The 21,004-nt window shown below is 73.1% G+C and carries 16 protein-coding genes and 1 riboswitch; of the genes, 5 read left to right on the forward strand and 11 right to left on the reverse strand.

What is annotated here, in order from left to right:
- Positions 1-122: 122 nt before the first annotated feature.
- Positions 123-974 carry a sulfurtransferase gene (locus tag ACZ5CZ_RS30435; RefSeq protein ID WP_468947510.1) on the reverse strand — a complete coding sequence of 284 codons (852 nt, stop codon included), beginning with the start codon at positions 972-974 and terminating at the stop codon, positions 123-125.
- Positions 975-1,295: 321 nt separating this feature from the next.
- On the opposite strand from ACZ5CZ_RS30435, the gene ACZ5CZ_RS30440 reads away from it, so the two are divergent.
- Positions 1,296-2,087 (forward strand): VOC family protein, encoded by a 792-nt coding sequence (locus ACZ5CZ_RS30440; protein WP_467543140.1) that lies wholly within the window; start codon positions 1,296-1,298, stop codon positions 2,085-2,087.
- Positions 2,088-2,099: 12 nt separating this feature from the next.
- Here the strand turns inward: ACZ5CZ_RS30440 and ACZ5CZ_RS30445 are convergent, their stop codons facing one another.
- The 4 genes from ACZ5CZ_RS30445 to ACZ5CZ_RS30460 all read right to left on the reverse strand — a co-directional run bounded on the left by ACZ5CZ_RS30445 (position 2,100) and on the right by ACZ5CZ_RS30460 (position 7,874).
- Positions 2,100-2,750, reverse strand: a complete 651-nt coding sequence (locus ACZ5CZ_RS30445) for a thymidine kinase (RefSeq protein WP_385840451.1) — start codon at positions 2,748-2,750, stop codon at positions 2,100-2,102.
- A gap of 46 nt (positions 2,751-2,796) precedes the next feature.
- Positions 2,797-3,987: an alkaline phosphatase family protein gene (locus ACZ5CZ_RS30450; RefSeq protein WP_385840450.1), complete on the reverse strand. Its 1,191-nt coding sequence runs from the start codon at positions 3,985-3,987 to the stop codon at positions 2,797-2,799.
- Positions 3,987-4,583, reverse strand: a complete 597-nt coding sequence (locus ACZ5CZ_RS30455; RefSeq protein WP_385840449.1) for a DUF5998 family protein — start codon at positions 4,581-4,583, stop codon at positions 3,987-3,989. Before ACZ5CZ_RS30455 ends, ACZ5CZ_RS30450 begins: the two co-directional genes overlap by 1 nt.
- Positions 4,584-4,721: 138 nt before the next feature.
- Positions 4,722-7,874: a bifunctional acetate--CoA ligase family protein/GNAT family N-acetyltransferase gene (locus tag ACZ5CZ_RS30460; protein WP_468947511.1), complete on the reverse strand. Its 3,153-nt coding sequence runs from the start codon at positions 7,872-7,874 to the stop codon at positions 4,722-4,724.
- A gap of 177 nt (positions 7,875-8,051) precedes the next feature.
- On the opposite strand from ACZ5CZ_RS30460, the gene ACZ5CZ_RS30465 reads away from it, so the two are divergent.
- A complete protein-coding gene (locus ACZ5CZ_RS30465) occupies positions 8,052-8,333 on the forward strand; it encodes an HPr family phosphocarrier protein (protein WP_030563197.1) in 282 nt (93 codons plus the stop codon).
- A 147-nt stretch (positions 8,334-8,480) separates the two neighbouring features.
- Here the strand turns inward: ACZ5CZ_RS30465 and ACZ5CZ_RS30470 are convergent, their stop codons facing one another.
- From ACZ5CZ_RS30470 to ACZ5CZ_RS30485, 4 genes are all read right to left on the reverse strand, one after another.
- Positions 8,481-9,167, reverse strand: coding sequence for a GntR family transcriptional regulator (locus tag ACZ5CZ_RS30470; protein ID WP_385840447.1), 687 nt, complete (start codon positions 9,165-9,167; stop codon positions 8,481-8,483).
- Between the two features lie 197 nt (positions 9,168-9,364).
- The gene (locus tag ACZ5CZ_RS30475) at positions 9,365-10,108 is read right to left on the reverse strand and encodes a M23 family metallopeptidase (protein ID WP_385840446.1); all 744 of its coding nucleotides are present in this window, start codon (positions 10,106-10,108) and stop codon (positions 9,365-9,367) included.
- A 12-nt stretch (positions 10,109-10,120) separates the two neighbouring features.
- Positions 10,121-10,284: riboswitch (cyclic di-AMP (ydaO/yuaA leader) on the reverse strand.
- 260 nt (positions 10,285-10,544) lie between these two features.
- Positions 10,545-11,933, reverse strand: coding sequence for a M16 family metallopeptidase (locus ACZ5CZ_RS30480; protein WP_385840445.1), 1,389 nt, complete (start codon positions 11,931-11,933; stop codon positions 10,545-10,547).
- On the reverse strand, positions 11,930-13,333 hold the full coding sequence (locus ACZ5CZ_RS30485; RefSeq protein ID WP_385840444.1) for a M16 family metallopeptidase: 1,404 nt from the start codon (positions 13,331-13,333) through the stop codon (positions 11,930-11,932). Before ACZ5CZ_RS30485 ends, ACZ5CZ_RS30480 begins: the two co-directional genes overlap by 4 nt.
- Positions 13,334-13,653: 320 nt before the next feature.
- On the opposite strand from ACZ5CZ_RS30485, the gene ACZ5CZ_RS30490 reads away from it, so the two are divergent.
- Positions 13,654-16,113 (forward strand): DNA gyrase/topoisomerase IV subunit A, encoded by a 2,460-nt coding sequence (locus tag ACZ5CZ_RS30490; protein WP_468947512.1) that lies wholly within the window; start codon positions 13,654-13,656, stop codon positions 16,111-16,113.
- On the opposite strand, the gene ACZ5CZ_RS30495 is transcribed toward ACZ5CZ_RS30490, so the two are convergent.
- On the reverse strand, positions 16,110-17,168 hold the full coding sequence (locus ACZ5CZ_RS30495; protein ID WP_468947599.1) for a CobW family GTP-binding protein: 1,059 nt from the start codon (positions 17,166-17,168) through the stop codon (positions 16,110-16,112). The genes ACZ5CZ_RS30490 and ACZ5CZ_RS30495 overlap by 4 nt on opposite strands.
- A gap of 194 nt (positions 17,169-17,362) precedes the next feature.
- Positions 17,363-18,529, reverse strand: coding sequence for a citrate synthase/methylcitrate synthase (locus ACZ5CZ_RS30500; RefSeq protein WP_468947514.1), 1,167 nt, complete (start codon positions 18,527-18,529; stop codon positions 17,363-17,365).
- A gap of 113 nt (positions 18,530-18,642) precedes the next feature.
- Between ACZ5CZ_RS30500 and ACZ5CZ_RS30505 the strand changes: the two genes are divergently transcribed.
- Both ACZ5CZ_RS30505 and ACZ5CZ_RS30510 read left to right on the forward strand, forming a co-directional pair.
- The gene (locus ACZ5CZ_RS30505; protein ID WP_385840441.1) at positions 18,643-19,899 is read left to right on the forward strand and encodes a citrate synthase; all 1,257 of its coding nucleotides are present in this window, start codon (positions 18,643-18,645) and stop codon (positions 19,897-19,899) included.
- A gap of 87 nt (positions 19,900-19,986) precedes the next feature.
- On the forward strand, positions 19,987-20,928 hold the full coding sequence (locus tag ACZ5CZ_RS30510) for a sucrase ferredoxin (RefSeq protein WP_468947516.1): 942 nt from the start codon (positions 19,987-19,989) through the stop codon (positions 20,926-20,928).
- Positions 20,929-21,004 lie beyond the last annotated feature (76 nt).

Genomic DNA, 21,004 nt, shown 5'->3' on the forward strand with positions numbered 1-21,004 from the left:
CTTGTTCTGCACCGGATGTCCTCCTGGGGGTTGGCCAGGAAGAGACGCGGCCCTGGGGGGGGGGGAGGGGGGGAGGAAGGGGGGGGGGGGGGCACGCGCGCGTCCCCCCGCTTCGCCCTGTCCTACTGCGGGTCCGCGCCCACCGCCACCGGCCGGGACGGGTCCGAGGACCACTCGGACCAGGAACCGACGTACAGGGCCGCCGGGATGCCCGCCACCGCGAGCGCCAGGACCTCGTGCGCGCCGGAGACGCCCGAACCGCAGTACACGCCCACCTCGGTGTCCGGCGAGACACCGAGGGCCTTGAAGCGGTCGCGCAGCTCCGCGCCGGGCAGGAAGCGGCCGTCGGGGCCCACGTTCTCCGTGGTCGGCGCCGACACCGCGCCCGGAATGTGCCCGCCGACCCGGTCGATCGGCTCCACCTCGCCCCGGTACCGCTCCCCCGCGCGCGCGTCCAGCAGGACGCCCGTACGGGCCAGCGCCGCGGCCCCGTCCGCGTCCAGCAGGCCCACCGCGCCCGGCTCCGGGGTGAAGTCGCCCTCGGGCACGGTGTGTTCCCCGGTCTCCAGTTCGCCCTGCCAGGACGGCAGACCGCCGTCCAGGACCCGCACGTCCGGGTGACCGGTCCAGCGCAGCAGCCACCACGCGCGCGCGGCAGCCCAGCCCTGTCCGCCGTCGTACACGACGACCGGACGGGACCTCGACACGCCCGCGCGGCGCATCGCCGCGCCGAACTCCGCGAGGTCCGGCAGCGGATGCCGGCCCCGGGGCCCGGGTGCGGAGGCCAGCTCCCGGTCCAGGTCGACGTAGACCGCGCCGGGCAGATGCCCGGCCGCGTACTCGGCCCGGCCGTCGAAGGCGGGGGCGCCCGCCGCCTTCGCCAGGCTCAGCTGCCAGCGGACGTCCAGCAGCACGGGCGGGGTCTGCGCGGTCAGCTCGTGGGCCAGATCGGTTGCGGTGATGATGGCTGTCATGGCGTCCATCCATACGCCAGGGGTGGCCTCGGCGTCCAGGTCCGGCTACTCTGCTCCGCCGACACCTCGATCACGAGGCGTAGGGGATCGAGCACGTGCTGTACAGCCGAACAGGCAGCCGCCGGCCATCCTCAGGAGAGCGGCGAAAGACGGCAGATCTGGCATTCTCCCGGATACACCGCCGGGTCGCGGCGCGGTAGGGCCCGCGGCACCGGAGAGGATGCGGGCACCGGCACGGGCGGACACGCGAGCCGCGTGGACACCCCTTCCGGGGAGCGGAAGCGACACGGCCCCCACGAGGGGCCGAGGAGAGAGTGATCGATGACCGAGGCACGGGAGTCGGCCGGTCCGCACGCGTGGTGCGTGCCCGGCGCACCCTGCTGGGTGAGCCTGATGGCGCACGGGCTGACCGCCACCGAGGAGTTCTACGGCGAGCTGTTCGGCTGGGAGTTCCGGCCGGGCCCGCAGCAGCTCGGCCCGTATGTGCGGGCGCTGCTCGACGGGCACGAGGTGGCCGGCATGGGCCAGCTGCCGCCGGATTACCGGCTGCCGATCGCCTGGACGCCGTACTTCGCCTCGGACGACGTGGACCGGACGGCGGACGCGGTCCGGCTGTGCGGGGGCACGGTCGCGGTCGGCCCGCTGGACGCGGCCGACGCCGGGCGGATGGCCATCGCCGCCGACCCCTCCGGGGCGGTGTTCGGGATCTGGCAGGGCTCCGCGCATCTGGGCACGGCGATCACCGGGGTGCCCGGCACACCGGCCTGGAACGAGCTGCTCACCTTCGAGACCGAGGGCGTCGCCAAGTTCTACGAGACGGTGTTCGGTTACGAGGAGGAGCCGATGGTCTCCCCCGGCTTCGACTACGTCACGCTGCGCGTCGGCGGCCGTCCGGTGGCCGGTCTGCACGGCGTGGGGCACGCCCTGCCCCGGGACCGGGGCCCGCACTGGCAGACGTACTTCGAGGTCGCCGACACCGACGCGGCGCTGCGGCAGGTCGCCGGCCTCGGCGGCCGGGTGCTCAGCCCGGCCCACGACAGCGCGCACGGCCGGGTCGCGACGGTCGCGGACCCGGAGGGCGCGGTCTTCTCGGTGCTCCAGAACCCGCGCTGAGCCGCTGCGCGATCAGGCCGGCTGGACCGGCAGGACGTCCGGGGAGAGGGCCGCCGCGTGGGAGGACGCGGCGGTCATCCGGCGCCGGTGATGGCGGCGGCACAGCACCTCGTAGCCGACCTCGCCGGCGGACTGGTTGACGTCGCCCACGACCACCTGGGCGCCCTCGACCACCATCGCGCCGCCGACCGTGCGGGCGTTGTGCGTGGCGCGGGCGCCGCACCAGCACAGCGCCTCCACCTGGAGCACCTCGATGCGGTCCGCCAGCTCGACCAGCCGCTGCGAGCCGGGGAAGAGCTTGGAGCGGAAGTCGGTGGTGATCCCGAAGGCGTAGACGTCCAGCCCGAGATCGTCCACCACGCGCGCGAGCTGGTCGATCTGCTCGGGGGCGAGGAACTGCGCCTCGTCCGCGATCACGTAGTCCACCCGGCCGCCCTGCGAGAGGTGGTCGACGATGTACGCGTACAGGTCCTGGTCGTCCGCGACCTCCACCGCGTCGGTGACCAGCCCGAGCCGCGAGGACAGCTTGCCCTCGCCCGCGCGGTCGTTCCGAGTGAAGATCATGCCGACGAGGCCGCGCGCGGAGCGGTTGTGCTCGATCTGGAGAGCCAGCGTCGACTTCCCGCAGTCCATCGTTCCGGAGAAGAACACCAGCTCGGGCATGAGGAGTTGAGCACCTTTCGGTGAGAGGTCACAGCGGTGGGAAGGGTCAGGAGCGTACTTCGAGCAGCGGGACGAACTGCTCGGCGGGCGTCATCGAACCGTGGTTGCCGACGAGCGCGGACTCCTTCGGCTCCCGCTCGGAGGCGATGATCAGCACGTCGTCGTGCGCGGCCGCGATCACATCGCCGAGGCGCGCGAGGACCCGGTCGTCGACCCGCGGCCCGAACCAGCCCGCCGCGACCGCCTCGTCCCGCGAGGCCACCCAGAACTGCTCGCCGAGCACCTCGCGCCAGCAGGCCAGTACGTCGTTCTCGGCGCCCGGCACCGCGTACACATGCCGTGCCCGGCCCTCCCCGCCCAGCAGGGCGACCCCGGCGCGCAGCTCCCAGTCCGTGTCGAAGTCGAGGCGGTGCTCCTCGTCGAAGGGCACGTCCACCATGCCGTGGTCGGCGGTGACGTAGAGCACGCTGCGCGGCGGCAGCTGCTCGGCCAGGCGCTGGGCGAGCCGGTCCACGCACATCAGCTGGCCGCGCCAGGTGTCGGAGGCGACGCCGTAGCGGTGGCCCGCGCCGTCCAGCTCGGAGTAGTACGTGTACACCAGCGAGCGGTCCCCGGCGGCGAGTTGCGCGGCCGCGAGGTCCATGCGCTCCTCACCGGTGAGCCGGCCGTGGAAGGTGCCACCGCTGAGCGCGACCTTGGTGAGCGGGGTGTTCTCGAACAGCGGCGAGGAGACCTGGGCGGCGTGCACCCCGGCCTCGTGGGCCAGCTGGAAGACGGTCGGGTACGGCTGCCAGGGGCGCGGGTCGGTGTACGGCTGCCAGCGGAGCTGGTTCATCAGCGCGCCGGTGGCCGGGTTGCGCACGGTGTAGCCGGGCAGGCCGTGGGCGCCCGGCGGCAGCCCGGTGCCGACGGAGGCGAGGGAGGTCGCGGTGGTCGCCGGGAAGCCCGCGGTCAGCGGGCGGCCGGTGCCGCCGCGCGAGCCGGCGAGCAGGGAGGTCAGGAAGGGGGCCTCGGCGGAGTGCGCACGCAGCTGCTCCCAGCCGAGCCCGTCGATCAGGAAGACGCAGACCCGGTCGGCCGCGGTCAGCTCCGGGATGGTCGCGGTCAGGCCGGGCACGCCCATCCCGGCGGCCAGCGTGGGCAGCAGGTCGGCGAGGGAGCCGGTGCCGTACTCGGGCAGCGGTGCGGTGTCCAGGGCGAGCGGTTCCGGGTGGTCCCAGGCGGAGAGCTGGGACATCAGCGGGCGATGTCCGCGGTCGCCTCCGAGATGGCCTGCGCGAAGGCGAGCGCCTGGCGCACCGTCTCCGGGCCGTCCCCCGCCTCGCTGACGCGCAGGCTGAGGTCGTCCGCCGTGGAGCTGCCCGTGTAGCCGTGGTCGGCGTCGCAGTTGGGGTCGCCGCAGGCCGCGGGCTCCAGGTCGAGGCGGTTGACCGCGCCCCAGCCGATGGTCAGCACGACCTCGCGGGGCAGGGTGCCCGGGGTGTACTGCTCCGGGTTCGCGACGACACGGCTGACCACGACCGACGAGATCCGGTCGAGCTTCACGGACTCGGTGGAGGTGGTGGCGTACGGCGTCGGGGAGGTGTTGTCGGCGGCCTGCTCGTCGGTGTGGCTGACGATGAAGCGGTTGGTGCTGAGGACCAGCACGGTGACGTGCCGGCGCACCTCGTTCTGGTCGAACGTGGTCTCCTGGTGGACCAGGTACGACCGGATGGGCTCGCCGCCCACAGCGGCCTCCACCGCCTCGGCCACGAGGGCCGGGTAGTAGCCGCTGCGCTCGATCGCCGCGCGCAGCCCCTGGGTCGTCGTACTGGTCTTGGCCATGGCGTCCATCCTAGTCCGTGGGCAAGGGGGGTCCGGGACAGTCGTACAGACCCGGGGCGGGCCGCGCGGGCGCGCTCCGGGGCCTCGGGGCGGTTCCCGGCGGCTCCCCGGAGAGCCTCGCCGGCCGTCCCGGTCGCGGGCGGCGGGTCAGTACGCCGGCAGTGTGCGCGGGCCGAGGTCGTCGCGGGCGGGGGGCGGTGCGAGCCGTACGGTGGCGCCGAGGACGCTCGCGCCGTGCGGGGCGACGACGACCGGTTCCAGGGTGACCGCCACCACCTCCGGGTGGTCGTCCACCAGCCGGGAGACGCGCAGCAGCAGCTCCTCCAGCGCGGGGGTGTCCACGGGGGTGGACCCGCGCCAGCCGAAGAGCAGCGGGGCGGTGCGGATGGACCGCACCAGGGAGGCGGCCTCCCGGTCGGTGACCGGGATCAGCCGGTGCGCCATGTCCCCGAGCAGCTGTGAGGCGGCCCCGGCGAGCCCGAAGGACAGCACGGCCCCGGCCGCCGGGTCGATCACGGCGCGTACGACGGTGTCGACGCCGCGCGGTGCCATGCCCTGCACCACCGGGCGCAGCTCCTCCGGCGCTCCGAACAGCTCGGTCAACTCGGCGTACGCCCGGCGCAATTCCTCCTCGCCGGCGAGGTCCAGCCGGACCCCTCCGAGGTCCGCGCGGTGCCTGAGGTGCGGGGCGGTGGCCTTCAGGGCGACCGGGTAGCCGAGGGTGCGGGCGGCCTCGGCGGCGGCGTCCGGGGTGGGCGCGGGCAGCGCCCGGCGCACGGGGATGCCGTACCTGCCGAGCAGCTCGCAGGTCTCCGCCTCGGAGATCGTGAGGCCCTCCCCGCGCGCGAGCAGCTCCCCGATGAGCCGGGCGGCCCCCTTCTCGTCGATGTCGTCGTATTCGGGCACCTTCCCGGGATCGGCCGCCTCCCGCCGCCACTGCGCATACCGCACGGCCTCGGCGAGCGCCCGCACGGCACGCTCGGCGGCGGGGTAGGCGGGAATGAGACGGCCGTCGTCGGGGAGGACCGGGCCGGGCGGGGGGACAGCTGGGCCGGCCGGGGGAGGCGCATCCGCGACTGGGCTGGGCGGCGCAGCCGCTCCGGGGGTGGGCCGCGCATTCGTTCCCGTGGTGGGCGGCGCGTCCGCCGCCGGGGTGGGCCGCGCATTCGCTCCGACGGTGGGGGGCACACCTGGTCCCGCGGTGGGCCACGCTTCCGCTCCCGCGGTGGGCGGCGCACCTGGTTCCGCGACGGGCGGGCGGCCGGAGGGACGGCGGGGCTCCTGGGCGACGCGCTCGGCGCCGGGGGGCTCGGATGCGGTGCTCGCGGCACCGGCCTCGGTGCCCTGCCCCACTGCCACGGCCCGCGGCGCGGTGCCGGGGGCCGATGAGGCGGCCTCGGTGCCGGGTGCCGGTGTTGCGGGTTGGGGGGCCGTGCTCGTCGCGGCCGAGAGCGCTTCCGCCAGGCCGCCCAGTTCCACGTGCACCACCAGGACCGGCTTTCCCGGCACCGCGGCCGAGGCCGACCTGAGTGCCTCCGCCAGCTCCGCGTCCCCCGGCGACCCCTCACCGATCGCGGGGATCGCCGTCACCACGACGGAGTCGACCGTGTCGTCCGCCAGCGCGGCGCCCAGCGCCCGGTGGAAGTCCTCCGCCGTCGCCGCCGTGGTCAGGTCCACCGGCCGCGCCGGCCGCAGCCCCTCCGCCAGACAGCGGTCGTACGTCAGCACGCCCAGCGACTCGGAGTTGCCGAGGATCGCCACGCGCGGGCCGGCGGGCAGCGGCTGCCGGGCGAGCAGCAGGCCCGCGTCGACCAGCTCGGTGATGGTGTCGACGCGGATCACCCCGGCCTGCCGCAGCAGCGCGGAGACGGTCGCGTACGGCAGCCGGGTGGCCCGTACCGCGTGGCCCTGCGGCGCCGTGCCGGTGCCCTGCACCACGACCAGCGGCTTGGCGGCGGCCGTGCGCCGGGCGAGCCGGGTGAACTTGCGCGGGTTGCCGATGGACTCCAGATACATGAGGACGACGTCGGTGTCATGGTCGTCGTACCAGTACTGGAGGACGTCGTTGCCGGAGACGTCGGCGCGGTTGCCGGCGGACACGAAGCTGGACACGCCCGTCACCCCGGTCACCCCTCCACCGCGCCGGTGCAGCCGGGACAGCAGGGCGATGCCGATGGCGCCGGACTGGGTGAACAGGGCGATGCGGCCGGGGCGGGGCATCTCGGGCGCCAGGGAGGCGTTCAGCCGGACGCCGGGGGCGGTGTTGATCACCCCGAAGGCGTTGGGGCCGAGGATCCGCATGCCGTACGTGCGCGCCTGCCGGACGAGCGCCCGCTGGCGTTCGCGTCCCTCGGTCCCGCTCTCGGCGTATCCGGCGGAGAGCACGACGAGTCCCTGGACGCCGTGTTCCCCGCACTCGGCGACCACCCCGGGCACGTGCTCTGCCGGTACGGCGACCACGGCGAGGTCGACAGGGCCCTCGATGTCCCGCACCGAGCGGCGCGCGGGCACGCCGTCGACCTCCTTGAGATCCTCGGGGAAGGCCCGGTTCACGGCGTACAGGCGGCCGGGGAAGCCGGCGTCGCGGATGTTGCCGAGGACGCTGCGGCCGACCCCGCCGGGGGCGCGGCCGACGCCCACGACCGCCACGGAACCGGGGACCAGGAGCCGGCGTACCGAGTGGGCCTCGGCGCGCTGTTCCCGCGCGCGCTGGACGGCCAGGGACCGGTCGGTGGGTTCGAGGTCGAACTCCAGGCGGACGACGCCGTCCTCGAAACTGCGCTTCTGGGTGTACCCGGCGTCCGTGAACACCTTGATCATCTTGGTGTTGGCGGGCAGCACCTCGGCGGCGAAGCGGCGGATGCCCCGCTCGCGCGCGACCGCGCCGATGTGCTCCAGGAGCGCGGAGGCGACTCCGCGGCCCTGGTGGGCGTCCTGCACCAGGAAAGCGACCTCGGCCTCGTCGGCGGGGGCGGAGGCGGGCATACCGTCGGCGCCGATGCGGTCATAGCGTACGGTGGCGATGAACTCGCCGCCGACAGTGGCGGCGAGCCCCACCCGGTCCACAAAGTCGTGGTGCGTGAAGCGGTGGACGTCCTTGGCGGACAGTCGTGGGTACGGCGCGAAGAAGCGGTAGTACTTCGACTCGTCCGAGACCTGCTCGTAGAAACTGACCAGGCGGTCGGCGTCATCAACGGTGATGGGCCGGATGCGCGCGGTACCTCCGTCGCGCAGCACCACGTCCGCCTCCCAGTGGGCGGGGTACTCGTACCGGCCGTGCCGGTCCGCCGAGGTCTGCATGGGCCCCAGAGTACGGCTCGCGTACGACAACGGCGCGAGGCAGTCTGTGGAGGACGAAAACCCGGACCGAGGCCGCGGTCCGGGGACACACCGGGGTGGGCGCGGGTCCGCCCCGGGCACGCTTCACGATATGGGAAACTGGTCTAGACAACCCTGAACTCCGAAGGGCAGCAACACATGGCTGAGCGCCGCGTCAACGTCGGCTGGGCCGAGGGCCTCCATGCCCGCCCCGCCTCCATCTTCGTCCGAGCCGCCACGGCCGCAGGCGTCCCGGTGACGATCGCCAAGGCCGGGGGCAACCCCGTCAACGCGGCCTCGATGCTGGCTGTCCTGGGCCTGGGCGCCCAGGGCGGCGAGGAGATCGTCCTCGCCTCCGACGCCGAGGGCGCGGACGCCGCCCTGGACCGGCTGGCCAAGCTGGTCGCCGAGGGCCTGGAAGAGCTGCCCGAAACGGTCTGAACATCGGCCCACTGAATGCCGGAGCCGCGCCGCCCTTTTCCGGGCGGCGCGGCTCCTTCGTTTTCCGCGACGATGCGAGCACACCGTAATTCGGGCAGCGGAAATACACTGCCACCGAATTACTCTTCTTTGTATACGGCGTCCGTGTTAATGCCGCAGGCTCGGCGTGTTTACGGCGTGTTGCGAAGTCCTCACACGTTCCGCCGCGGCGGAGAAACGGAGGCGGTGCGCGGCCGTGGTGCGTTCGGTGTGCAGGGCGGTGAGCGCACGCGCGCGCTCGCCGTCGCCGCGCGCCACCGCGTCCACGATCGCGCCGTGCTCCGCCCAGGAGTCCACCGGGCTCGGCGTGGCGTCCACCGTGTACATCCAGGCGATCTTGTGCCGCAGCTGGGTGAGCATCGAGGTCAGCGAGGGGCTGCCGGAGGCCTGGGCGAGCGTCTCGTGGAACCAGCCCCCCAGCGAGCGCAGATCCTCGCTGTGACCTCGCCGGGCCCGCTCCTGGCCCAGCCGGACGAGGCCGCGCAGCACCTTCAGATGGGCCTCGGTGCGCCGCTGCGCGGCCCGCGCCGCCCCGAGCGGCTCCAGCAGCATCCGCATCTCCAGCAGGTCGGCGGCCTCCTGCTCGGTCGGCTCGGCCACGCACGCGCCCGCGTGCCGGCGGGTCACCACGAAGCCCTCGGCCTCCAGGGTCCGCAGCGCCTCGCGGACCGGGACCCGGGAAACGCCGTAGCGGCGGGCCAGGACATCCTCGGTGAGGCGGCCGCCGCGCTCGTAGACACCCGCGACGATGTCGTCCCGGATGGCCGTGCACACCGAGTGCGCCGGAATACGCATGACCGACCTCCGCCTTAATCCCCGTGAAACGTCGACGATGGACGTGTGTTCCGTGACTCTATTGCAATGAGCCGGAATTTCCGATGGCGGGCCGGAATCCAGGGATATTTTTTGGACAGCGGATCAGGCGGACACTGCGAAAAACGGCGAAAGCCCCGGCCGATGGGCCGGGGCCGCCGATGCCGGGCGAGGCCGGGTCAGACGTTCACACCGTGCGTGCGGAGGTAGGCGACGGGGTCGATGTCGGAGCCGTACTCCGGGGTCGTACGGGCCTCGAAGTGCAGGTGCGGTCCGGTGACGTTGCCGGTCGCGCCGGACAGCCCGATGTGCTGGCCCGGGGTGACCTTCTGACCGACCGTGACGCCGATGGACGACAGATGCCCGTACTGGGTGTACATGCCGTCGGCCATCCGGATCACGATCTGGTTGCCGTACGCGCCGCCCCAGCCGGTGGAGACGACGGTGCCGGAGCCGACCGCGAGCACGGGCGTGCCGGTCGCCGCGTGGAAGTCGATGCCGGTGTGCGAGCCGGAGGACCACAGGGAGCTGCTGGCCTTGTAGCCCGTGGAGACGTAGGAGTGCGCTATCGGCGCGACGAAGGCGTTCAGCCGCGCGCGCTCGGCCGCGCGGGCGGCACGGGCCGCGGCCACGCGCTCCTGCTGGGCCTTCTGCGCCGCCGCCCGCTCGACCGCCTGCTGCTGCGCGGCCTCCTTCTGGGCGGCCGCCTGCGCGTCGATGTGCCGGGCGACGTCGTCGCTGACGGTGAGGACCGGGGTGAGGCCGGTCTGCTCGACGGAGTTCTCCGTGGCGAGCGCCGGAGAGGCCGCGAGGGTGCCGATGACCCCGGTGGTGGTGAGGGCCGCGACACCGGCCGCCTGAGCGGTGGTGCGCTTGACCCGGCCGGGCTTGCGGTGCTTCCCGGTGGCGCACATGAACGCCATGAAGTGGCTGTTCCTTTCCTTCCCTCTCGCCTACCGGGTTAGCTGACGGGTTCGGAGCAGGAAGGTCTCCTACGGACCCCCTCGCTCACGCGCGGGCGTCCGATTCACCCCAGGGACTGCTGTGGGTCCCCGGCTCCCCTGGCTCGCGCCGTACGGGGACTCGGCGATGGCTGTCCGGTGCCGCGGGCGCGGCGCACTGTCTACCGACGAACAGCCCGGACGACGCTAAGGGGCGGCGAAGTCAAACCCCAAACAGATCACCGTTTTTGTAGTGCATCCCACAGGGCAGACGGGCAACCTCCGCCCCAAACCGGGCATCTGGGGAACACGGTGCAACAGCCGGGAATGCCGTGGGGCCCTGACGGCCCGTAGGTCGTCAGGGCCCCACGCCCGTGCACTGCCGCCAGGCCGTGCCCGGCCGCCGCGCGGCGTTCGGCTACTCGGCCGCCACCACGGTGACTTCGCCGATGCCGAGCGCCTCGACCGGCGCCTTGATCTGCGCAGCGTCACCGACGAGCACGGTCACCAGGCGGTCCACCGGGAAGGCGTTCACGACGGCCGCCGTGGCCTCCACCGTGCCCGTCGCGGCCAGCTGCTGGTACAGCGTGGCCTGGAAGTCGTCGGGCAGGTGCTGCTCGACCTGGTCGGCCAGGGTGCTCGCGACGGCCGCCGCCGTCTCGTACTTCAGCGGCGCCACACCGACCAGGTTCTGCACGGCGACGTCCCGCTCGGCGTCGGTCAGGCCCTCCGCCGCGAGGGTGCGCAGCACCTTCCACAGGTCGTCCAGGGCCGGGCCGGTGTTCGGGGTGTCCACCGAGCCGCTGATCGCGAGCATCGACACGCCCGTGCCGTCCGGAGCCGACCTGAGGACCTGTCCGAAGGCGCGCACGCCGTAGGTGTAGCCCTTCTCCTCGCGCAGGACGCGGTCCAGGCGGGAGGTGAGGGTGCCGCCCAGGCAGTAGGTGCCGAGCACCTGCGCGGGCCACACCCGGTCGTGCCGGTCGGAGCCGGCCCGGCCGATGAGCAGCTGGGTCTGGACGGCGCCGGGCCGGTCCACGATCACCACGCGCCCGGTGTCGTCGGCGCTCACCGGCGGCACGGGGCGCGGCTCGCCCGGGGTGCCGGTCCAGGCGCCCAGGGTGTCGCCGAGCAGCGCGTCCAGGTCGACACCGGTGAGGTCGCCGACCACCACCGCGGTGGCCGTACCGGGGCGCACATGGCGGTCGTAGAAGGCGCGCACGGCCGCCGCGTCGATCTTCTCGACGGTCTCCTCGGTGCCCTGCCGCGGCCGGGACATGCGCGAGGTCGCCGGGAACAGCTCCTTGGAGAGTTCCTTGGCGGCGCGCCGGGAGGGGTTGGCCAGCTCGTGCGGGATCTCGTCCAGGCGGTTGCGGACCAGCCGCTCGACCTCGCTCTCGGCGAAGGCGGGCGCGCGCAGCGCGTCGGCGAGCAGGCCGAGGCCCTTGGCCAGACGGGAGGCCGGGACCTCCAGGCTGAGCCGGACACCCGGGTGGTCGGCGTGCGTGTCGAGGGTGGCACCCGCGCGCTCCAGCTCGGCCGCGAACTCCTCGGCGGAATGCTTGTCGGTGCCCTCGGAGAAGGCCCGCGCCATGATCGTGGCCACGCCGTCCAGGCCGGCCGGCTCGGCGTCCAGCGGCGCGTCCAGCAGCACCTCGACGGCGACGACCTGCTGTCCGGGGCGGTGGCAGCGCAGCACGGTCAGGCCGTTGCCCAGCGTGGCGCGCTCCGGGGCCGGGAACGCCCACGGCCTGGCCTCGCCCGGCTGCGGCTGGGGGTGGAACTCCATGGTGGCGAGCTCGGTCACTTGGCCGTCTCCTCGTTCTCGTTACCGGCCTCTACGGTGGCTTCCTGCTCCGGGTCCTCGCCGCGCCCCGCCTCCTCGGTGTGCTCGGCGGACTCGGCGGACAGCGGCTCGTAGACCAGCACCGCGCGGTTGTCGGGGCGCAGCCGGGCCTTGGCGACCTCCTGGACCTCCTCGGCGGTCACCTCCAGGACGCGCTGGACGGCGGTGAGGGCGAGCTGCGGGTCGCCGAACAGGACGGCGTACCGGCACAGTTCGTCGGCGCGGCCGGCGACCGTGCCGAGCCGGTCCAGCCACTCGCGCTCCAGCTGGGCCTGGGCGCGCTCCATCTCCTCCGGCGTGGGGCCCTCCTCGGCGAACCGGGCCAGCTCCTCGTCGATGGCGGCCTCGATGACCGGCACCTCGACGTCACCGGAGGTCTTCACGTCCAGCCAGCCCAGGGAGGGGGCGCCCGCCAGGCGCAGCAGGCCGAAGCCGGCCGCGACGGCCGTACGGTCGCGGCGCACCAGACGGTTGTACAGCCGGGAGGACTCGCCGCCGCCGAGCACGGTCAGGGCCAGGTCGGCCGCGTCGCACGCGCGCGTGCCGTCGTGCGGGAGGCGGTAGGCGGCCATCAGGGCGCGCGCCGGGACCTCCTCGACGACGACCTCGCGCAGCTGCTCGCCGATGATGTCCGGCAGCGAGCCGTCGCGCGGGGCGGGCTTGCCGTCGTGGGACGGGATCGAACCGAAGTACTTCTCGACCCACGCCAGGGTCTGCTCCGGGTCGATGTCGCCGACCACGGAGAGCACCGCGTTGTTCGGCGCGTAGTAGGTGCGGAAGAACTGGCGGGCGTCCTCCAGGGTGGCCGCGTCCAGGTCCGCCATCGAGCCGATCGGCGTGTGGTGGTAGGGGTGGCCCGCCGGGTAGGAGAGGGCGGTCAGCTTCTCGAAGGCGGTGCCGTAGGGCACGTTGTCGTAGCGCTGACGGCGCTCGTTCTTGACGACGTCGCGCTGGTTCTCCATGGACTCGTCGTCCAGGGCGGCCAGCAGGGAGCCCATGCGGTCGGCCTCCAACCACAGGGCCAGCTCCAGCTGGTGGGCGGGCATGGTCTCGAAGTAGTTGGTGCGCTCGAAGCTGGTGGTGCCGTTGAGCGAGCCGCCGGCGCCCTGCACCAGCTCGAAGTGACCGTTGCCCTTGACCTGCGCCGAACCCTGGAACATCAGGTGCTCGAAAAGGTGAGCCAGGCCGGTACGCCCCTTGACCTCGTGGCGGGAGCCGACGTCGTACCAGAGGCAGACCGCCGCCACGGGGGTCAGGTGGTCCTCGGAGAGCACCACGCGCAGACCGTTGGCCAGGCGGTGCTCGGTCGCTGTCAGGCCCCCGGAGCCTGCCTCGGCTGTGGTCGTGTGACCCATGGGCATGTACGTCCCTTCGCGAGCGGAGGCGGTTGTGGAAACCGCGCTTTTCCTGCCGGTCCTGCCACTGTATGCAAAGCGTGCGGGGGCCCGGCGAAGTTCCCGCGGGACGTACGCCCACAGCGGATCACGTAGCCTGCGACACGCGCGCCGCGCGGCGGCTCACCGGCACCGGCCGGGACCGCACGGACCGGGCCGTGCCCGCGTTGTCGGTGGCACGGTCCACAATGGTCCGCGACAGATCCGTCAACCGCTTCAGCAGCACGAGCGAGCCGAGGGGTGCGCGTCCCGTAGGCGAGCGAACCGATCAGGAGGAGCCGGCAGCGATGGCCCGCCGCAGCACGAAGACCCCGCCGCCCGACGATTCGTACGAGGAGAAGATCCTCGACATCGACGTCGTGGACGAGATGCGTGGCTCCTACCTCGAGTACGCCTACTCGGTCATCTACTCGCGCGCCCTGCCGGACGCCCGTGACGGTCTCAAGCCGGTGCACCGCCGGATCGTGTACCAGATGAACGAGATGGGCGTGCGTCCCGACCGCGGCTATGTGAAGTGCGCCCGCGTGGTCGGCGAGGTCATGGGCAAACTGCACCCGCACGGCGACGCGTCGATCTACGACGCCCTGGTGCGCATGGCGCAGCCGTTCTCCATGCGCCTGCCGCTCGTCGACGGCCACGGCAACTTCGGCTCGCTGGGCAACGACGACCCGCCGGCCGCCATGCGGTACACCGAGTGCCGGATGGCCGAGGCGACGGGCCTGATGACGGAGTCGATCGACGAGGACACCGTCGACTTCACGCCCAACTACGACGGCCAGGAGCAGGAGCCGGTGGCCCTGCCCGCCGCCTTCCCGAACCTGCTGGTCAACGGCGCCTCCGGCATCGCGGTCGGCATGGCGACGAACATGCCGCCGCACAACCTGCGCGAGGTCATCGCCGCCGCCCGGCATCTGATCAAGTACCCGAACGCGGACCTGGACGCGCTGATGCGGCACGTCCCCGGCCCGGACCTGCCCACCGGCGGCCGGATCGTCGGGCTGGCCGGCATCCGCGACGCGTACGCGACCGGCCGTGGCACCTTCAAGATGCGCGCGACCGTCTCGGTCGAGGCGGTCACCGCCCGCCGCAAGGGCCTGGTGATCACCGAACTGCCCTTCGCGGTCGGCCCCGAGAAGGTCATCGCGAAGATCAAGGACCTGGTCAACGCGAAGAAGATCCAGGGCATCGCGGACGTCAAGGACCTCACCGACCGCGAACACGGGCTGCGCCTGGTCATCGAGATCAAGAACGGCTTCGTGCCCGAGGCGATCCTGGAGCAGCTGTACAAGCTGACCCCCATGGAGGAGTCCTTCGGCATCAACAACGTCGCCCTGGTGGACGGCCAGCCGCTCACCCTGGGCCTGAAGGAGCTGCTGGAGGTCTACCTCGACCACCGCTTCGACGTGGTCCGCCGGCGCAGCGAGTTCCGCCGCGGCAAGAAGCGGGACCGGCTGCACCTGGTCGAGGGTCTGCTGACCGCGCTCGTCGACATCGACGAGGTCATCCGGCTGATCCGGTCCAGCGACAACTCCGCGCAGGCCAAGGAGCGCCTGATGCAGCGGTTCTCGCTGAGCGAGGTGCAGACGCAGTACATCCTCGACACGCCGCTGCGCCGGCTCACCAAGTACGACCGCATCGAGCTGGAGGCGGAGAAGGACAAGCTCACCGCGGAGATCGCGGAGCTGACCCGGATCCTGGATTCCGACGCGGAGCTGCGCAAGCTGGTCTCGGCCGAACTGGCCGCGGTGGCGAAGAAGTTCGGCACCGACCGGCGTACGGTGCTGCTGGAGTCCGCGGGTGCCCCGACGGCCACGGTGCCGCTCCAGGTGGCCGACGACCCGTGCCGGGTGCTGCTGTCCTCGACGGGCCTGCTGGCCCGTACGTCGACCGCCGAGCCGTTCGCGCAGGAGGAGGGCGCCAGGCGGGTCAAGCACGATGTGATCGTCTCGGCGGTCCCGGCGACCGCGCGGGGCGAGATCGGCGCCGTGACCTCGGCGGGCCGGCTGCTGCGGATCAACGTGGTCGACCTGCCGCAGCTGCCGGACACCGCGGCCGCGCCGAACCTCTCGGGCGGTGCGCCGCTGGCGGAGTTCGTCTCCCTGGAGGACGACGAGACGGTGGTCTGCCTGACCACGCTGGACGAGTCCTCCCCGGGCCTCGCGCTCGGCACCGAGCAGGGTGTGGTCAAGCGGGTGGTGCCCGACTATCCGTCCAACAAGGACGAGTTGGAGGTCATCACGCTCAAGGAGGGTGACCGGATCGTCGGCGCGGTGGAGCTGCGCACCGGCGAGGAGGACCTGGTCTTCATCACGGACGACGCCCAGCTGCTGCGCTTCCAGGCCTCCATCGTCCGTCCGCAGGGCCGCCCGGCGGGCGGTATGGCGGGCGTCAAGCTCACCGAGGGCGCGAAGGTCATCTCCTTCACGGCGGTCGACCCGGCCACCGACGCGGTGGTGTTCACCGTGGCGGGCTCGCGCGGCACGCTGGACGACTCGGTGCAGACGACGGCCAAGCTGACCCCGTTCGACCAGTTCCCACGCAAGGGCCGGGCCACGGGTGGCGTGCGCTGCCAGCGGTTCCTGAAGGGCGAGGACTGTCTGGCGCTGGCCTGGGCCGGCCCGGCTCCCGCGCGCGCGGCGCAGAAGAACGGTTCCCCGGCGGAGCTGCCGGAGCTGGACCCGCGCCGCGACGGCTCGGGCACCTCGCTGCCGAAGACGGTGTCGGTGGTGGCGGGGCCGGTGTTCTAGTACGCCTCGGCGCCGGCGTTCTGGTACGCGTCGGCGCCTGGCTCCTCCTCGGAGCCCTGCACATAGCGCAGGACGCCCCACATGCCGTGCTCGTCGGCGTGTGGGGCGTCGTTCACGCACCCCTTAAGCTCCTTGCCGAGGGCGTCCGTCTCGATGCCGGAGCCGATCAGCACGAGCTTGCTGCCCCGGGCGTCCCCGGCCGGCCAGGGCTCGGGGTAGAAGCGCAGGAACCGGCCGACGGCGTGTACGGCGTACCGGTTGCGGGTGTCGTACGGCCCGAAGTCGACATAGCCCTTGATCCGGTACAGCCCGTCGGGCCGGCTGTCCAGGAAGCGCATGAGCCGGCGCGGCTCCATCGGCTGCTCGGAGGCGAAGGACAGGCTGTCGTAGCCGGTGTGGAGATGACCTGCGTGCTCCTCGTCACCGGTGTGTTCGTGCAGGTCGTCGAAGGACAGCTGCCCGATCCGCTCCTCACTGGGCCGGCAGTCGAACAGGAACTCGGGGTCGATGCGCCCATAGGTGGCGGGCACGACGGCGGCACGGTCGGTGAGCGAGCGGACGAGGCCGAGGACGCGGTCGGCATCGGTGGCCCGGTCGAGCTTGTTGACCACGACCAGGTCGGCGAGGGCGAGATGCCGGTCGATCTCGGGGTGCTGCGCGCGCGTGCCGTCGAACTCGGCGGCGTCGACGACCTCGACCAGGCCGCCGTAGACCACCCTGGGGTGCTCGCTGGCCAGCACCATCCGCACGAGTTCCTGGGGCTCGGCGAGCCCGCTCGCCTCGATGACGATCACGTCGATGCCGGCCGCGGGCGCGGCGAGCCGGTCCAGGTAGACGTCGAGTTCACTCGCGTCGACGGCACAGCACAGGCAGCCGTTGCCGAGCGAGACGGTCGAGTCGCCGAGCGCGCCCGCGACGGCCATCGCGTCGATCTCGATGGCTCCGAAGTCGTTGACGATCGCCCCGATCCGGCTGCCCCCGCTGCGGTGCAGCAGATGGTTGAGGAGGGTGGTCTTGCCGGAGCCGAGGAAACCGGCGAGCACGACGACCGGGATCTGCTGCGGGCTACGGCTCTGCTCCGGGCTGCGGCTGCTGTCCTGGCTGTGCGTGCTGTCCTGGCTGTGCGCCAAGCTGTTCCCCAATGGGCGACCTCTCCTCTGTCTCCTGCGGACCGGCTGCCGGTCCAGGATAGGAGGGCGCCGGGGACGTGGGTCCTGTGCACCCTGAAGGAGCCTGAGCGCGCTGGGCGTCAGCCTGCGGCGGGGACCGCGACCGGCGGCTCCGGGCCCACATACCGCGCCACCGGGCGGATGATCTTCGGGTCGGCGGCCTGTTCCAGGATGTTGGCGCTCCAGCCCACGACGCGACCCGCCGCGAAGGTGGGGGTGAACATCTCCCGTGGCAGGCCGCACAGCTCCATGACGACGCCGGCGTAGAACTCGACGTTGGTGTGGAGTTCGCGGCCCGGCTTCAGCTCGGCGAGGATCGCCTCGACCCGGTGCTCGACCTCGACGGCGAACTCCACCCGCGCCCCGCCGAAGCCCAGGGCGATCTCGCGGAGCATCCGGGAGCGGGGGTCCTCGGTCCGGTAGACGGCGTGGCCGAAGCCCATGATCCGGTCTCCGGCGAGCACCCGCTCGCGGATCCAGGGGTCGATCCGGTCCGGGGTGCCGATGGCGTCCAGGGTGTCCAGGGCCCGGCTGGGCGCGCCTCCGTGCAGCGGTCCGGACAGGGCACCGACGGCACCGGTCAGGCAGGCCGCCACGTCGGCGCCGGTGGACGCGATGACACGGGCGGTGAAGGTTGATGCATTGAACCCGTGGTCAATGGTTGAGATGAGGTATTGCTCGACCGCACGGGCCCGTCGCGGCTCGGGGTCCGACCCCGTCAACATGTACAGGTAGTTGGCCGCGTACGAGAGGTCCGCCCGCGGTTCGACCGGTTCGAGGCCCTGGCCGAGGCGGTACAGCGCGGTGAGCAGCGTGGGTACGGCCGCGCACGCGACCAGCGTGTCGGCCCGGCGCCGGTCGGCGTCGAGGTCGTAGACAGGCCGGAAGCCGTGTGCCGCGCCCAGCAGGGACAGCGCGGTGCGCAGGCCCGCCAGCGGGCCGGAGAGGCGGCTCGCCGCCGCGATCGCGGGCAGCGCCGCCCCGACCTCGTCGGGCAGCCGGCGCAGTGCCGCGGTCTCGGCCGCGAAGGCGGCGCGGCCCTCGGCGTCCGGGAGCCGGCCGTGCACCAGGAGATGCCAGACGTCCTCGAAGCCGCGGCTCTGCGCGAGTTCGACGGCCGAGTACTGACGGTAGTGGTAGAAGCCCTCGCGTCCGCGGACGTCACCGATCTCGGTGTCGGTGACGACGACGCCGGCGAGGCCGCGCGGTACGTCGACAAGAGGGGTTGCAGCCCTGTTGATGGCCATGATTCTCCTCCCTAAAGTTGATTCGACTGTCCACGCTTGACGCTTTTTCTGTCAATGTTGATTCAATCAACGTACGACTATCAACCCGTGCAGAGGCGACTACGGTGACCCCCATGCGCGATCACGAAACCGCTCCCGGCCGCGTCGGCCGCCGGCTGACCACCAAGGAGACCGCCGAACTGCTCGGCGTGAAGCCCGAGACGGTGTACGCGTACGTGAGCCGCGGGCTGCTCAGCAGCAGACGCGAACCGGGCGGCCGCGCCAGCACCTTCGAGCCCGCGGAGGTCGAGGCCCTCGCCCGGCGCCACCGGCGGGAGAGCGCGGGCACCCCGGGCTCGGGCGGCGACCTCTCCGTCCGGACCCGGATCACGCTGATCGACCAGGACCGGTACTACTTCCGTGGCGTCGACGCCACGGAGCTGGCCGCACACCACACCTACGAAGAGGTCGCGGAGTGGGTCTGGACGGGCCGGCTCACCCCCGGGGTGGCCTTCTCCGCGCCCGAGGCGACCGTCAGGGTCGCCCGCCGCGCGGTGAACGCCCTGTCCGAGCACGCCTCCCCCATCGACCGGCTGCGGGTGGCGGCGATCGCGGCGGCTGCCGAGGACCCGCTGCGCTTCGACCTCTCCGAGGACGCCGTGCTGAACACCGCGCGGACCCTCATTCCCACGCTCGTCGCCGCGCTGCCGCCGGTGCTGCGCGACCACGCGGACGGCGCCCCGCTGGCCCACCGCCTGTGGAGCCGGCTCACCGGCCACGCCCCCGACGAGGCCTCGCTGCGCGTGCTGGACACCGCGCTCGCCCTGCTCATCGACCACGACCTGGCCGCCTCCACCCTCGCCGTACGGGTCGCCGCCTCCGCCCGGGCGCATGCCTACGCGGCCGTCTCGGCCGGGTTCGGCGTCCTGGAAGGCCCGCTGCACGGCGCCGCGAGCGGGCTCGCCCACCGGCTGCTGCTCGACGTGCTCGACCAGGGCACCGCCGTGCCGGTGATCGCCGACGAGCTGCGCGCCGGCCGCCGCGTCCCCGGTCTCGGCCACCGGCTGTACGCGGGCGAGGACCCGCGCGCGCGGGTGCTGTTCGGCCTTCTGGAGCAGCTCCCGCGCGCGGAGCCGGCCCTGCTCGCGGCCCGCGACATCGTCGCCACCACCGCCCGCCACCGGCCGCTGCACGCCAATGTCGACCTGGCCCTGGCCGTCTTCACCGCCTCCTCCGGCATGCCCGCCACGGCCGGCGAGACGATCTTCGCGGTCGCCCGCACGGCGGGCTGGATCGCGCATGCGCTGGAGGAGTACGGCGAGCGCCCGCTACGCATGCGCCCCGTCGGTCACTACGTCGGGCACCGCCCGCCGCAGCCCCTGCCGGAGTAGGCGTCCCCGCGCCCGCGGGAGCCGCCCGCGCAGGACACGGGCACGGCCGGAAGTCGCCGCGGGGAAAGTCAGGTTAGGCTCACCTGTGTGAGTAGGTGTGCGATCGTCTCCCGGAGCCTTGACGAGCCGGTGTCCGGTACAGCGGCCACGGCGACGACGTGGCTGCTGCTGGAACAGCCGGGCCCGTGGGGTGCCAAAGCGCTCACTTCGAGCCATCTGGACCCTGCGCTGGGCCGGGCGCTGGAGGCCGCGGCCGAGGGAACGGGCGTGCGTGTCGCCCTGATCCGGCACCCGGGGCGGCACGCCGACCCCGGCACTCCCCCGGTGCGGCAGGTGTTCGCCGCGCACACCGTCCCGGGTCGGGTGTGGGTGCAGAGCGCCACCACCCGTGATCCGGGCCGGCTGCTCGGCCTCGACTTCCGCGCGCTCGGGGCGGGCGACCACCGTTCCTTCGCAGCGGCGCTCGGCGGACGGCCGTACACCGGCGACCCGCTCGCGCTCGTGTGCACCAATGGCAAGCGCGACCGCTGCTGCGCCCTGCTGGGACGTCCGCTCGCCGCCGAACTGGCCGCCTCGGGTGTCCGCGGGGTCTGGGAGGTCACCCATCTGGGTGGACATCGCTTCGCGCCGACGGTGCTCGTCCTGCCGTACGGCTACGCCTACGGCCGCGCCGAGGCGCACACCGTCAAGGCGGCGCTGCACGGCGCCCGGGACGGGCGCGTGGTCCTCGAGGGGTGTCGCGGGTGCTCCGCCTGGGAGCGGCCCGGCCAGGCGGCCGAGCTGGCCGTCCGGTCGGCGGCGGACGAGTACCGGGCGGGCGTGCTGAGCGTCGTACGGACCGAGGGCACCGCCCCGCACTGGGAGGTCACCGTCGAGCACGCGGACGGGCGCCGGTGGCGGGTCACCGTGGCACAGGGCGCCGCGCTGCCGCCCCGTCCGGAGAGCTGCGGAGCGGCGGTGCTCGGCGCTCCCGCGCGGATGGACGTGATGGCGGTACGCGAACTGCGGCCGACCGCGCTGGCGAGCTGACAGGCCGGCTCTTCCCGGCATGGGGCAGGAGATCCACGCCACACCCTCTGGGTGCGTCGGGGCTTGCCACGTACCG

The sequence above is a fragment of the Streptomyces sp. NPDC031418 genome (genome assembly GCF_055581605.1).